Source organism: Phaeodactylibacter xiamenensis (assembly GCF_000759025.1).
In the GTDB taxonomy this organism is placed as follows: Bacteria; Bacteroidota; Bacteroidia; order Chitinophagales; family Saprospiraceae; genus Phaeodactylibacter; species Phaeodactylibacter xiamenensis.
The window spans coordinates 1-14,802 of sequence record NZ_JPOS01000039.1 but is presented as its reverse complement, the minus strand read 5'-3'; the positions used below and the strand labels follow the sequence as shown (position 1 = coordinate 14,802).

Here is a 14,802-nt window from a genome sequence, read left to right as displayed (position 1 = left end):
ACCGGGCGTCCCTCCCGCTCCGGAACAAGGTTTGCTTGCTGGCTAATGGGGCCAGATTTAGAATTCATTATCCGGCTCGGCCTCAAACCACTCTTTCGTGCGTTTGAAAAGCTGATCGTACCAGTTGCTGCCTGCCGGTTCTTTCTCTACCGTAACTTCTTCTTCTTCGGCGGGTTCTTCGGCTTGCGCCGGGATGAGCCCTGCTTCCAGGTCATCCAGCCCTTTAATCAGCAAGCCCACACCGGTCGAGTAAATCGGGCTGCTCAGGTGCTCGTGGTACCCGTGCGCCAGGTGCTCCACCGGCGTACCAATCCGGGTACTCATGCCCGTGTGGTACTCGGAAAGCTTATCAATGTGGTTGAGCAACGCGCCTCCACCCGTCAGCACGATGCCGCCAATGAGCTTGCGCTCAAAGCCGGAACGGCGGATTTCCCAAATCACATAGTCCAGGATTTCTTCCACCCGTGCCTGAATGATCCGCGCGAGGTTCTTTTCGGAAATCTCCTTGTGGTCCTGACCGCGCAGGCCGGGAATGGAGATAATCCGGTTATCGTAAACTTCCTCCGCCAGTGCGGAGCCAAACTTCACTTTCAGTTTCTCTGCCTGTGGCTTCATCACGGTGCAGCCTTCCTTGATGTCTTTGGTGATCACATTGCCGCCAAAGGGAATTACCGCAGTATGCCGGATGATGCCTTCCTGGAAGATGGTAATATCCGTGGTGCCGCCACCGATGTCTACAAGTGCCACGCCGGCTTCCTTCTCTTCCTCACTCAGCACCGCAGAAGCAGAAGCGATAGGCTCAAGGGTCATATTCGCCACTTTCAGCCCGGTGCGCTCTACACAGCGGTGAATGTTGTTGGAAGCAGAAATCTGACCGGTAATAATGTGGAAGTTGGCTTCCAGACGAATGCCGGACATACCAATTGGATCCGTAATCCCCTGCTCATTATCCACCGTATATTCCTGTGGAATAACATGCAAAATTTTGTCGCCGGGCGGCAGTACCAGCTTGAACATATCGCTGATCAGCCGGTCAATATCCCGGCGGCTGATTTCAGTATGGTCAGAGTCACGGGTAAGGATACCCCGGTGCTGCAGGCTCTTGATGTGTTGCCCGGCGATCCCCACGTGCACCACCTTGAAGGTCTGCCCTGCCGTACGCTGCGCCATGTTCACCGCTTCAGCAATGGCCTTAACAGTCTTTTCAATATTCGACACTACGCCGCGCAGTACGCCCTCGGAGGCGACTTTGCCAAAGCCCAGTACCTCAATTTTGCCATGCTCATCCCGGCGGCCCGCGATGGCACAGATTTTTGTTGTCCCGATATCGAGCGCAACAATGATTTCCGATTTGTTTACATTGGTCTCACTCATGGGTATCATTTAACTGTAGTTTTCGTTTTCAAAATTACTTACGCCCGACCACCTGGTCATCATAGGCAACACTAATCTCATCATAGGTCCGCCACCCGGTGTAGGGCAGCACTTCCTTATAAAATATTTTGATCCGACGCAGCTTACTGCGGGCGTCTTCAAAGCTTCCAAATTCAATACGGTCACTGCCAATCTTCGGTACCAGGGTGATCTTCCCCCGGCTGTCGAAGTAAATCTGTTCTGACAAAGGCGCCAGGAACGGATCACTCAAAATGAGCTGCGCCAGTAAAAAGGCGTCCTTCAGCCGGTTGCGTTTGCGCTCCAGGAAGGTCTCATTGTACGTGGGCAGACTACCAGTTGCCACCAGCACTTTTGCGGTGAAATGGTCCGAGAGGGGCATTTGTATGCCGTCCCGGTCCAGGTAGTAATTATACCCGTTATTGTCGATCACCCGCAGTATCGGCTCCCTTGGGTTGATGTCAATGACGATATGATTGCCGGCTGTCACATAGGCTTCCGCGTCCAGAATAAAAGGCTCTGCCTCCAGTACCTGCTCCAGGCGCTCAATATCGATGTCGGACAGTGACTGCCCTTCCAGTGGCTTGTCAAAAGCCCGTTCTATAGCGCCTCTTACATCAGCATCTGCCAACAGGCTGTTCCCATCCGGTAACGGTTCTATATTCACAATAATATCCTTTACCGCACTGCCGCCTTTCTGTTCCACCGCCGAAATATAGATCACCAGCACGCCCAAAAACAGGACTACCCAGCCGATGCGCCGAAGCATACGCTGTGTTTTAGGGTCCATATTTTGTAGTAGCGGTATCGCCATTTCCTTATGCTTTTCCCCCGAAGTAGTCCTTCAAGGGGTTTCTGAGTAAATCAATATCACCGGCACCAAGGGTAAGCAACACTTTGGGCTGCCGCTCCTGAACCAGCTGAAGTACCTCCTCCGCATGCACCAAATGCTTGCGGGGGTGGTTTATTTTGTCAAACAACCAGGCACTGTCCACACCGGGAACCGGTGCTTCACGGGCCGGGTAAATATCCATCAGCCAGATTTCATCCAGCTGTTCCAGCGCCCGGGCGAATCCATCCACGAAGTCCCGCGTACGCGAGAACAGATGCGGTTGAAAAATGCCGGTCACTTCGCGGTCCGGGAACAACTCTTTTGCTGCTCCGATTGCGGCCCGCAGTTCTTCCGGATGATGGGCATAATCATCGATGTAGGCCTGACCTTCGCTGCGGTGCAAAAATTCAAACCGCCGCCGGATGCCCCGGAAACTGCGCAGGGCCCGTCGGATATCTTCTCCTTTGCCGCCCAGCTGCAAAGCCACCGTAATAGCTGCCGCTGCATTTTCGACGTTGTGCCGCCCGGGCAGGCTCAGTTGGAGTCCTTCAAGCCGGTGCGCCGGGCTGTGGTAATCGAAGGTAAAGTAGCCGTCTTCCACGCGGATATGATCTGCGCGGTAGCTGCCACCTTCCACTCCAAAAAGCTCCAGCCCAGGTATATTCCCCATCTCTACTGCCCAGCGATGCTGCAAATACAGCTTGCCGCCCGGCTCCAGTTTTTTGGCGAAAGCCCGGAACCCGGTCTCGTGTAAAGACGCCCGGTCGCCGTAGATATCGAGGTGGTCCGCATCCATGGAAAGGACGACCGCAATATTGGGGCTCAGGTGCAGGAAAGACCGGTCGTATTCATCGGCTTCCACGACCACCCATTCCGACTGCCCTTCCACAAAGTTGGTCTCGAAATCAAGGGCGATGCCGCCGAGAAAAGCCGTGCAGCTGATCCCACACTCCCGCAGGAGGTAGGTCGTCAGCGTAGTCGTCGTGGTCTTGCCATGCGTACCCGCGATGGCAATCGCTTTCATACCCCGGCTGATGATGCCCAGCACTTCGGCCCGCTTTTTGATGGGCGTGCCCTGCTGCCGGAAGTACTGCAACTCCGCATGCGTATCAGGCACGGCCGGAGTGTAAACCACCAGGTCAACGTCCTTCGGTATCCGGGAGACGTCCTCTTCGTAATGTATGTCAATGCCTTCTGCTGCCAGCGTTCTGGTCAGCTCGGTTGAGGTTTTATCGTAGCCGAGTACTTTGGCACCTCTGCCGTTGAAGTAGCGGGCGATGGCACTCATGCCAATCCCTCCCACTCCGATGAAGTACACGGTTTGTATGCTTTTCAAGTCCATCGGTTATGGCTTTGCCGATTGGGCCAGCCGGATCACTTCGCGGGCAATTTGCTCCGCTGCATCCGGTTGTGCCAGTTTTTTGATGTTGGCGCTCAGCGTTAGGCGCCTTTCCTCATCATCAATCAAAGCAATGGCATCCTTCAGGATTCGCTCCTTGGCTGCTGCATCCGGAATCATCAGGGCAGCATCTTTACGAACTAAAGCCTGTGCATTTTTGCTTTGGTGGTCCTCCGCCACGTTTGGGGAGGGTATGAAAATCGCCGGTTTCCCGGCAAATTGCAGTTCTGAGATCGTCAGGGCACCGGAGCGGGCAACGATAACGTCCGCCATCGTGTAGGCCAGATCCATGCCGTCGATGAAAGCCTGTGCTTTCACGTTGGGCAACTGTGCCGTTTCGCAAGCGGTGAAGGTGGCTTCGTAAAGCTTACCTACCTGCCAGAGCACCTGTACATCGGGCCGGGCTTTCAGCGCTTCGGCATTCGCTGCCATCGCTTCGTTGATCGACCGTGCCCCCAGGCTTCCGCCAAAAACGAACAGGATGGGCTTCGCCGGATCAACCCCGAAGTGCTTTGCGCCTTCCTCCCGGGTCGCCCGGATATCCTGCAACTGTGCCCTGACCGGATTGCCGGTGAGCAGCAGCTTTTCTGCCGGGAAGAACCGCTCCATGCCTTCGTAAGCCACGCAGATCCTGTCGGCTTTCCCACCCAGTAACCGGTTGGTAATGCCCGGGAAGGAATTTTGCTCCTGCAGCAGGGTGGGAATGCCCCGGCTGTTCGCGACCTGCAACAAAGGCCCGCTTGCGTACCCTCCCACGCCCACAGCCACCTGTGGCCGAAAACGCCGGATGATCCGCCGCGACCGCCACAAACTGCTGATGAGCTTAAAAGGGAAACTCAGGTTCCGTAATGTCAATTTCCGCTGGAATCCGCTGATCCACAGCCCTTCGATGGGATAGCCCGCTTTGGGCACTTTCTCCATCTCCATTTTTCCTTTCGCCCCGACAAACCGGATGTCTGCTTCCGGTGCTATGGCCTTCACCGCATCAGCGATGGCAATAGCGGGGAAAATGTGGCCACCGGTCCCGCCTCCGGATATGATGATCCTGGGCGTTGAGGTTGGGGAGCTTTCCCCCGGCTTTTCTTTTTCTATGGCCACTTTCAATAATTTATTCCTCTATGTTCAGCCTTCGTACTCGACTCGGCTTTTTCAATGCTCTTTCTCAATCACCACTCACTCCTAACCCCTAAACCCTCACCCCTAAACCCTAACCCCTCACCTCTAAACCCTACCCTCCCCCATCAACCGTCTCAATATACTTACTCACACTCAGGATCATCCCAAAGGAGATACAAGTGAACAGGATCGAAGTACCGCCCATACTCACCATCGGCAGCGTCACCCCTGTAACAGGTACAAGGTGGACCGAAACCGCGATATTGATGAAGGCCTGCAGCACGAGACTAATGCTCAGCCCGATCACAAGCATGGCACCAAACGCTTTGGGGCTCTTGGTCACCAAACGGGTAGACCGGAAGAACAAGGCCACATACAGGCCGATGATGGCAAACCCACCAAAGATGCCGTACTCCTCCACGATGATAGCGTAGATGAAGTCAGAATACGGGGACGGCAGGTAATTCCTTTGAATACTGTTCCCCGGCCCCAGCCCCAGCCATTCGCCATTGGCCATAGCAATCTTTGCCTGCTGCACCTGATAACCGCCATCCGGGTTGTCCATATATTCCCGGACCCGGTTGACCCAGGTATCGGAACGGACGACCTCAGGGAAAAACTCACCAAGCAGTACCAGCATCGCAAAAACCACAATGCCCAGCAGCAACAGCAACGCGATATACTGTAGCGCGACCCTTCCTACAAACATCATCATGATGCTCGTGAAAAACAGCAGAATGGCTGTCGACAAGTCCGCCGGCGCAATCAGCCCGCAGATGATGAGTACCGGCACAATGATCGGTACAAAAGCCGACTGAAAGTCTTTGATGTAATCCTGCTTTGACCCGATCATACGGGCCAGGTAGATGATCAGCGCCAGCTTGGCAAAGTCCGACGTTTGGAAAGTCACCCCGACAAAGGGCACTTCAATCCAACGGCGGGCATCGTTGATATCGGCTCCAAAGGCGATAGTGTAAATCAGCAGTGGGACCGAAATCAGCAAAAGCACGGGCGCTGAACGGGAATACTTCATGTAGTGCATCAGGTGTGCCAGGTACGTCAGGAACAATCCGCCCACTACGATTAGAAAGTGCTTGACGAGGAAGGACTCTGTATTGCCGCCCATCTCCCGGTAAGCCAATGTGCCCGTTGAGCTGTACACCGCCATGACCGAGAACATCGCCAACAGGGCTATCACCGCCCAAATGGCGCGATCTCCCTGAAGTTCTGCATATATTCTCGTTGCTAGCGACATGCTTGTCTGTTTATTTTAATTGCCGGACGGCTGCCTTAAACAGCTCGCCCCGTTGTTCGTAATTTTTAAATAAATCGAAGCTGGCGCACGCTGGCGAAAGGAGGACTTTTTCTCCGTTTTTTGCCAGCCCTGCGGCCTGTTCGACCGCCTCTTCTGCCGACCGGGCTTCCACAAAGGTGTCTACCAGGTTCCCGAAAGTGGCTTTCAGTTTCGTATTGTCAATGCCCAGCGCCACCATAGCCCGGACTTTTTCCCGGACGAGCGGCAGCAGGGGCTCGTAATCGTTGCCTTTGTCTTGCCCGCCGGCAATCCAAACCACGCCCTTTGGCATGGCATCGAGTGCGTAGTACACCGCATCCACATTCGTGGCTTTGCTGTCATTGATATACTCCACACCCTGATAAGTGCCCACCACCTCCATACGGTGCGGTACCGGAGTGAAAGTTTCCAGCCCTCGCTGTATAGCCTCCGGCGCTGCGCCCCAACGTAGTGCTGCCGTAGTGGCAAACAATGCGTTGAATGCGTTGTGCTCTCCCCGAAGCTTAGTTGGCCGAAGGTCAAAATGATGACCGCCAGCTGTAAAGCTGTTTTCCGTGAGGGCCGCCCGCAGCAACGGCAGCGCTTCCGCCTGAATGTCGTGCTCTGGCAGAAAAGCAGCGATATGCTCATTCTCTGCCTGATACAGGAAGACATCGTCCGGCCGCTGATTCATGGTAATCCGGAATTTAGACCGGATATAGTTTTCCATTTTGTAATCATAGCGGTCGAGGTGGTCCGGCGAGATATTAAGGATCATCCCAATATCCGGCCGGAAGTCCACGATACCATCCAGTTGAAAGCTGCTCAGCTCCAGCACGTAGTACGCCCGGTGGGCCTCCGTGAGGCAGCGGGCAAAGCTTTTGCCGACATTACCGCCCATTTCCACATCAAACCCTGCGGTTTGCAGCAGGTGGAAAGCCAGGCGGGTGGTGGTGGTTTTTCCGTTGCTGCCCGTAATTCCCATCACTTTTGATTGTTGGTAGCGGGCTGCGTATTCAATTTCAGCAATAACCGGTATGCCTTTGCCTACCAGTTCTTTTATCAAGGGTACGTGATCGGGAATGCCCGGGCTTTTGATCACCTCATCGGCCTGCAGGATACGGTCCCGGGTGTGTTGCCCTTCTTCGTATGCAATGCCGTGGCTTTCCAGCTCACGCTTGTATTTTTCTGCAATGCCCCCGCGGTCGGAGACAAAGACATGATGCCTGTTTTGTTGAGCCAGCAGGGCAGCGCCTACGCCACTTTCGCCGGCTCCGAGTATGACGATGTTTTTCATGTTTCAGCGTTTTCCGGTCATATACCGAAACCAGAACCACAGCTAAGGTGATTCTGGTGCATATTTGTTTATTTGTGTAATGTGTTGGTGACTACCGGATTTTCAGCGTGATGATCGTCAATACCGCCAGTAGGATACCGATGATCCAGAAACGGGTGACGATTTTCACTTCCGGCATGCCTTTTTTCTGATAGTGGTGATGCAGGGGGGACATCAGGAATATGCGCCGGCCTTCGCCGTATTTGCGCTTGGTGTATTTAAAATAGCTGACCTGCAGCACTACCGATAGGTTTTCCACCAGAAAAATACCGCACAGCAGGGGGATCAGCAGCTCTTTACGGAGGATGATGGCCATAGCAGCGATGATACCGCCCAGGGTCAAACTCCCGGTATCGCCCATGAAAATCTGAGCGGGAAAGGAGTTGTACCACAAAAAGCCCAGGGTCGCCCCCACAAAGCAGGCCGCAAAAATCACCAGTTCTCCGGTGCCCGGCAGGTGCAGGATGTTCAGGTAGTTGGCGGCGATGGCATTGCCCGAAACGTAGGCAAAGATGCCGAGTGCAGCACCAATGATACCGGAAACACCCGTCGCCAGCCCGTCCAGCCCGTCCGTGAGGTTGGCAGCGTTGGAAACGGCAGTGACTACGAAAATGACCAAAGGCACAAACAACAACCACACCCAGCGCGAAGCAGAAGGCTCCTGAATCGGCATCAGCCAGGCATAATCCAGGCGATTACCTTTAAGGAACGGGACATTGGTCAGGTTGGCTTTGTAATCGCCCTTTTCCGCAGGCCCAACGTAGGCCAGGTCTGCAGGGACGTGGATGGTATCTCCCACCATTTCGGTATAGCCCAACTCGGCTGCTTCGTCTACTTCCAGGCGGACTACGATGTCTTCACTCAGGATCATCGTCAGGGCAATCAACAACCCCAGGCCAACCTGCCCCAGCACTTTGAAAGTACCACGCAGGCCTTCCTTGTTTTTGCGGAACACCTTAATGTAGTCATCGATAAACCCGATTGTAGCCATCCAAACCGTACTGACAATCATGAGCACAACGTATACATTACTCAGGTCAGCCAGCAGCAGACAGGGAATCAGAATGGCCATGATGATGATAATGCCCCCCATCGTCGGCGTACCTTGCTTACTCAGCTGACCAGCCAGCCCCAGGTCGCGCACCGTCTCCCCTACTTGCAGATAGCGCAGGTAGTTGATAATGCGGCCACCAAAAACCATAGAGATGATCAGGGATAAAACTGCAGCCGCGCCCGCCCGGAACGTGATGTACCGGAACAAGCCTGCACCTGAAAAGTCTCCCATGGAATTGCCGAGCCAGTCGACGAGTTGAATGAGCATAGTGTTGATCAGTTATTGGGTGGTTGAAGAAACGCCGCTAAAATAATCATTTAGGGCGCAGCTCCGGCCTTCTGCTAAGATTTATCCTGTAGCGCTCCCTCTAATTCTGCTTTGTCATCAAAGGGCAGCCGTTCTCCGTTAATTTCCTGATACTTCTCATGCCCTTTGCCGGCAATCAGTACGATATCGGTTCCTTGTGCCAGTGCGGCAGCCGTCCGGATAGCCTCCCGCCGGTTGACAATCGTCAGCACCTTACGGGTTGCGTCCTTTGGCACCCCTTTCCACATCTCTTCCAGTATCGCTTCCGGGTCTTCGCTACGGGGGTTGTCTGAGGTCAGGATCACCTGATCGCTCAGCGCACAGGCCGTTTTGGCCATGACCGGGCGTTTGGTTTTATCCCGGTCGCCACCACAGCCTACCACCGTAATGACCCGGCTGTCCCGCTGCCGGAGCTGATCAATGGTCTGCAGCACTTTCTCCAGCGCGTCCGGCGTATGAGCGTAATCGACGATGCCGATGTAGCTTTTGCCGGGCGTAACGATGGTTTCAAAGCGCCCGTCCACTGCGCCAAGTTCACTCAGCGCCGTAAGGGTTTCCATCCGGTCCTGCCCCAGCAGCACGGCTACACTGTAAACAGCGAGCAGGTTGTAGGCATTGAAATCGCCAATCAGGCGGCTGAATACTTCCTGCTCATCCATCAGCAACTGCAGGCCAGTGACCGAATTATCCAGGAGCTTTGCCCGGAAGTTGGCCATAGACCGAAGGCTATAGGTATAGCGTTTGGCTAAAGTATTTTGTAACATCACCTCCCCCCGGCGGTCATCAACGTTGACCAGGGCAAAGGCGGTGTCAGGCAACATGTCAAAGAACATTTTTTTGGCCTCGATGTAGGCCTTAAACGTTTTATGGTAATCGAGGTGATCGTGCGTAATATTGGTGAATACTGCCCCGTCAAAGTCAAGCCCCGCAATACGCCGCTGATGCGCTGCGTGGGAACTGACTTCCATGAAGGCATAGTCGCAACCGGCATCCACCATTTCCCGCAGCAATGCCTGTACGGACAGGGCATCGGGCGTGGTATGCGTTGCCGGCAGCGGGGTTTCACCAATCTTATTGCGCACCGTAGACAGCAGCCCCGCCTTGTAGCCCAGCTTCAGGAATAACTCATGAAGCAGGGTTACGGTGGTCGTTTTGCCGTTGGTGCCGGTCACCCCTACCAATTTCAATTGTTTCGATGGCTCACCGTAAAAAAGACTGGCCATCTCGCCGAGCGCCTTTGCGCTATCGGCTACCTGCACACTTGCCAAATGATCTGGCAGGGTTTCGGGCAGCGTTTCTGCAATGATTGCGGTAGCTCCCTTTTCCACGGCCGAGGCGATATAATCGTGCCCATCGACCTGTGTGCCCCGGATGGCAATGAACACATCACCACGCTTTACTTTCCGGGAATCAAACTGCAAGCTTCCAACCTCTTGCCCCAGCGGCCCGTTGGCAGCCAGGACCTTTACAGGTTCCAGGAGGGTTTCGAGTGTTGCAGACATGCTACATCCTAGTTTTTATTCAGAGCTTTTCGTACTCCGGTGTTGGTTTCGTTTTGTTTTATCCTGCTACCGCAAGTAAAGCTTTATCTGCTGCCCGCGGATTCTTGTGCCAGGGATGATAGACTGCCGGGCCACTTTACCTACGCCTTCCACCGAGACTTTCAGCCCGCGGTTTTCCAGCACATGCAGGGCATCCCGCAATCCCAGCCCGACTACATTTGGCACTGTTTCTTCTGCCATCGTCCGGGTTTCCATCATCAAACTATCTGAACGGGGGCGCAGTACTGCCATTTGGGTTTCGGGCTCCCCGTGCACCTCCATATCCAGGTAAGCCAATAGCGACCGGTAGTCGTCCTGTGCTCCAATACTCATACCCGGCAGCGTATTTTCCAGGTAAGCTGGCGGTGCCTGAGCATTGAGTACCGGGTGCAGCGCCGGTTTCACCCGGTAGATGTTGTCTGCGATTTCCCGGAAGACCGGCCCGGCTACATCACCACCGTAGAACCCGCCGCGGCGTGGCTTATTGATGACCACGATGCAGGAATACTTTGGAGCTTCCGCCGGGAAATACCCGACAAAAGAAGCCTGATGCCCCCCGATACTTGTCCCTCTGGACCCTTTTTTATAGTTGACCTGAGCTGTACCGGTCTTCCCGGCAAAGCTGTACTTATCGGTATACAAGTCATGAGCCGTACCCCGTTCGCTTTCCACCACCGCCCGCAGCAACTCCTGCAGTTGGTTAATGGCTTTTGGAGAAGCGATGCGGCGGTTAATTACCGTTGGGTAAAACTGCTCTTCCATTTTGCCCATCCGCTGTATGGCGGAGACCAGATAGGGCTTCATCATTTTGCCCCCGTTTGCCACAGCGTTATAAAAGGTCAGCAGTTGCAGAGGGGTCAGTTCCAGTTCATAGCCGATCGACATCCAGGGCAACGTTGTGCCGCTCCAGTAGTCTTCTTCGCTATAGGCTTCCTTGATATAAGGATTGGCTTCCCCTTCTATTTCCAGTCCAACAGGCTGATGCAAGTTGAACTGCTTGAGGCGCCGGACGAAGCGGGCAGCGCCCTCATCGTCATTACCGTCATTCTTTTCTCCGTAGAACTGCTCAATGGTTTTAGCAATTCCCACGTTAGAAGAGATTTCGAATGCCTCCCGCAGCTTGATGGTATCCATACGGTAGCTGTAGGGTGAGGCGTCCTCCATCGTCTCTTCGTAGAACTCCGCCTTACCATTATAGATGCGAATGGAGTCATCGAGGGTCAGGTACTCATCTTCAAGCAGTGCCAATACAGATGCTGCCTTGAAGGTAGACCCTGGCTCACCTGCTGTTCCAACGGCGAAGTTGTAGGTCTCCCACCAGCCCTGATCGGTTCGGCCAAGGTTGGCGATGGCCCGGACAGCGCCCGTTTCAACTTCGAGCACTATGGCGGTGCCCCATTCTGCATCGTGGGCATTCACCGCACGGTTCAGGGCCCGCTCGGCGATGTCCTGAATGTCAAGGTCGATGGTGGTAACGATGTCATTGCCACTTTGAGGCTCTATCGCACTAAGGTCATCCACCGGCATCCAAAGGTCTTTCCGGCGATCTACGCAGACCATCAACTGCTGACCGGGCTCCCCGCCCAGTACTTCGTCATAGTAACCCTCAAGCCCTATTGGCTTGGCTCCGTCACGGACATACCCAACGGTACGCTGTGCCAGGATGCCAAAGGGCCGTTTGCGCTCACTGCGTTTCACGGCAATGAAGCCGCCACCATTGCGGCCTAGTCGAAATAATGGAAACGATTCAATGAACTTTTTCTCCGCGTAGGAGACTTGCTTTTTTAATAATACGTAGCGGTCAGTACCACCACGCAACTCCAACAGATATTCCCTCGCCCCCCCCACCGTCACATCTTCCAGGACGTAGTAAGCCAGGCAGTGTGCCAGGGTATCCAGATTTTCTTCAAAGGCCTCGTCCGTAGCAGCCAGAGGGTCAAAGCGGATATTGAAGTACGGAATAGACGTTGCCAGGAGGCTGCCATCTTCAGCAAAGATATTGCCCCGGTCGGCTTCAATCGTCCGGTAATCCATATAATTATCCTCCCCGGCTTTGCGCCATTTGTCGCCATTTAAGACGGCCAAATCAACGGTACGATAGATCAATATCAACGCTACCGGAACGACGATGCCGAACAGGAGAAAGTAGACCCGGTAAAGGACTTCGTTCTTAATATCCATCTCCTAACTGATAAGATTCCTGTCGTACCTGTATTCGGTTCAGCTTTGATGCATGCGGGCGCAGACCATTGTCTTTCACCCGTTTAGCCACTTCCGAACGCTTGGCATTGTACATGTTCTCTGATTGCAGAGACATGTAGTACCAGCGCATTTCCTTGAGGTCCTTCTGTAGGGTTTGAATCTCCCGTACATTCCGCTCCGCAAGGTGAGAATTGGCGATGTAGACAAAGGTCAGAAACCCCAGGAACAGGATGTAGAACAGTTGGTCCTGCAGCAGCTTTTTGCTCCAGACCCCCATGTCGAACAGACCTGCGATTGGGCTTTGTCTCTTTGCCATTTGGTTTTCATTTATGCTTTGCGCTCCCCTACCCTCAGCTTAGCGCTGCGGGCGCGGGAATTGCGCTCAATTTCTTCTTCTGTGGGCAGCTCGGCTTTTTTGGTCAGCACTTTGAATGGCCGGTCAATATTGCCATAAAAATCCTTTTCCTGTACACCCTCCACATTCCCGGTCTTCAGGAAATGCTTGACCATGCGGTCTTCCAGAGAGTGGTAAGAAAGCACCACTAAGCGGCCGCCGGGTTTCAGCACTTCGAGGCACTGATTCAGGAAATCCTCCAGTGCGCCCATTTCATCATTCACAGCAATGCGCAGTGCCTGAAATACCTGTGCCAGATACCGCGCCCGGTTGCCGCGCACAAGTGGATCGACGACCGCCAGGAATTCACCAATCGTTTGAATTGGTTTGACCCGTTGTTCCGCCACCAGTTGCTCTGCCAGCGTTTTGGCGTTGCGCACTTCCCCGAAACGGCTCAGGATATCCTGAAGCTCCTCGGCCGTCAGGCGCTGCAATAAAGTCGCAGCGGTCTCTTCCTGCTGTTGATTCATCCGCATATCCAGCGGTGCGTCAAAACGGAATGAAAAGCCACGCTCCGGCACATCCAGCTGATGGGAAGAAACCCCCAGGTCCGCCATGATGCCGTCCACCTCACGAATGCGGTGCAACTTCAGGAAGCGCTTCAGAAAGCGGAAGTTGTGCTGCACGAAAATGAACCGCTCATCTTCCGGCACATTCGCCAACGCATCTTCATCCTGATCGAAGCCTACCAGCTTACCCTGCGCACCGAGGTGCTCCAGAATAAGCCGGGAGTGCCCGCCCCCGCCGAAAGTAGCGTCCACGTAGACACCATCAGGGTTGGTCACCAGCCCGTCGATGCAAGGTTGCGCCATTACTGGGAGGTGGTAACTCATAGCTCAGGTGCTTTGCCGTTTGCCTTGCCCAGTACGTCTTCTGCGAGATCGGAGAAATCCTCCGGTTCTTCATCCAGCAGCGCCTCGTACTGATCGGCTGCCCATATTTCAATTCTGTCGTTATAAGCCGACAGGACCACTTCTTTGTCAATGCCCGCGTATTCCAACAGGCGCTTGGAGACCAGGATGCGGTCCGCACTGTCCATAGAGACTTTCTGTGCGCCTCGGTAGAAGTAACGGACGAAGTTGCGGTTCTTTTTATTGTAGAGATTCAACTGATTGATCTCGTTGGTGATCCGCTCCCAGACCGGTTCCGGGTACAGCATGAGGCATTGTTCAAAGCCCCGGTTGATGACGAAAGAAAGTGCTTCGCCTTCGCCGAGTTGAGCAATCAGCCCGCTCGGCATCCGCATGCGCCCTTTGGCATCTATCTTGCACTCGTATTCGCCTAATAGCTGTTCGAAATTCACTTCTTCACCTAGTCATTTCTTCAAATGTATTACTTTCTGACACTTTTTACCACTTTTTACCACCTTTTCTGCCTAAAAAGTTCCTCACATCCAAAAAAACAATGTGCTTACAGACCGGTATCATCAAAAAAATGGCACTTCTCCATGCTTTTTGATGACAAAGACCGAAAAACTATATTGAATCAATGTGGGAAAGCGTGGGAAACCTAAACTCAAATTCCCACTTTGCCCGGATTATTCACGGCATGGAGTTGAAATTAAATTTTAACTCCATGCCGCGCTGATTTTATCAAAACTACTCCTTGGCTCCCGGTTGGAATAGAATTAAATTTTCCTTCGCCAAGAATTTTTTCTCATTTTGCCGGAAAAAAGCCGAAAATGATGAGCCAAGGGCATAGCCTTCCCTCCAGGGCTTGCCCCCTGTAGAAAAAACCCCCTCCTTGTTGACACCTGGCTGGCGAGCCACTAACACTGCATCATCACTTCTCGGAACAGGTTCTGTTGGGAAAAGGCTCGCGAAAAACGAATGTGTATCCTGCGAACCGTTTCATGAACCTGGGCAGCTACTTTTAGCAGATATAGCCGGATAGACTGTACCGACCAGGCCCAGGCTTTGGCATGAGCCGTTTTTCGGATCAGCCACATCTCTTCCAG

At 53.7% G+C, this 14,802-nt stretch carries 13 protein-coding genes; all 13 read right to left on the bottom strand.

The annotated features are described in order from the left end of the window. Positions 1-57: 57 nt before the first annotated feature. Positions 58-1,374, bottom strand: a complete 1,317-nt coding sequence (ftsA, locus tag IX84_RS16475) for a cell division protein FtsA (protein ID WP_044223813.1) — start codon at positions 1,372-1,374, stop codon at positions 58-60. A gap of 34 nt (positions 1,375-1,408) precedes the next feature. After that, positions 1,409-2,182, bottom strand: a complete 774-nt coding sequence (locus IX84_RS16470; RefSeq protein ID WP_044223290.1) for a cell division protein FtsQ/DivIB — start codon at positions 2,180-2,182, stop codon at positions 1,409-1,411. Between the two features lie 28 nt (positions 2,183-2,210). After that, positions 2,211-3,566 (bottom strand): UDP-N-acetylmuramate--L-alanine ligase, encoded by a 1,356-nt coding sequence (gene murC, locus IX84_RS16465; protein ID WP_044223287.1) that lies wholly within the window; start codon positions 3,564-3,566, stop codon positions 2,211-2,213. A 3-nt stretch (positions 3,567-3,569) separates the two neighbouring features. Further along, on the bottom strand, positions 3,570-4,721 hold the full coding sequence (gene murG / locus IX84_RS16460) for an undecaprenyldiphospho-muramoylpentapeptide beta-N-acetylglucosaminyltransferase (RefSeq protein WP_238578295.1): 1,152 nt from the start codon (positions 4,719-4,721) through the stop codon (positions 3,570-3,572). A gap of 130 nt (positions 4,722-4,851) precedes the next feature. Next, positions 4,852-5,994 (bottom strand): FtsW/RodA/SpoVE family cell cycle protein, encoded by a 1,143-nt coding sequence (locus IX84_RS16455; RefSeq protein ID WP_044223285.1) that lies wholly within the window; start codon positions 5,992-5,994, stop codon positions 4,852-4,854. A gap of 10 nt (positions 5,995-6,004) precedes the next feature. After that, entirely contained in the window at positions 6,005-7,309 is a 1,305-nt protein-coding gene (gene murD, locus IX84_RS16450; protein ID WP_044223283.1) for a UDP-N-acetylmuramoyl-L-alanine--D-glutamate ligase, read from the bottom strand. Positions 7,310-7,400: 91 nt separating this feature from the next. Beyond that, positions 7,401-8,669, bottom strand: a complete 1,269-nt coding sequence (gene mraY / locus IX84_RS16445) for a phospho-N-acetylmuramoyl-pentapeptide-transferase (RefSeq protein ID WP_044223280.1) — start codon at positions 8,667-8,669, stop codon at positions 7,401-7,403. A gap of 74 nt (positions 8,670-8,743) precedes the next feature. Beyond that, positions 8,744-10,210, bottom strand: a complete 1,467-nt coding sequence (locus tag IX84_RS16440; protein WP_044223278.1) for a UDP-N-acetylmuramoyl-L-alanyl-D-glutamate--2,6-diaminopimelate ligase — start codon at positions 10,208-10,210, stop codon at positions 8,744-8,746. 66 nt (positions 10,211-10,276) lie between these two features. Next, positions 10,277-12,430 (bottom strand): penicillin-binding protein, encoded by a 2,154-nt coding sequence (locus IX84_RS16435; RefSeq protein ID WP_044223276.1) that lies wholly within the window; start codon positions 12,428-12,430, stop codon positions 10,277-10,279. After that, the gene (locus IX84_RS16430; RefSeq protein ID WP_063978278.1) at positions 12,420-12,767 is read right to left on the bottom strand and encodes an FtsL-like putative cell division protein; all 348 of its coding nucleotides are present in this window, start codon (positions 12,765-12,767) and stop codon (positions 12,420-12,422) included. Before IX84_RS16430 ends, IX84_RS16435 begins: the two co-directional genes overlap by 11 nt. 11 nt (positions 12,768-12,778) lie before the next feature. After that, positions 12,779-13,678, bottom strand: a complete 900-nt coding sequence (gene rsmH / locus IX84_RS16425; RefSeq protein ID WP_044223271.1) for a 16S rRNA (cytosine(1402)-N(4))-methyltransferase RsmH — start codon at positions 13,676-13,678, stop codon at positions 12,779-12,781. Then, positions 13,675-14,148: a division/cell wall cluster transcriptional repressor MraZ gene (gene mraZ / locus IX84_RS16420; RefSeq protein WP_072013665.1), complete on the bottom strand. Its 474-nt coding sequence runs from the start codon at positions 14,146-14,148 to the stop codon at positions 13,675-13,677. Before mraZ ends, rsmH begins: the two co-directional genes overlap by 4 nt. Positions 14,149-14,613: 465 nt before the next feature. Continuing rightward, a partial coding sequence (locus IX84_RS16415) for a transposase (RefSeq protein WP_044223269.1) occupies positions 14,614-14,802 on the bottom strand: 189 nt, incomplete at its 5' end.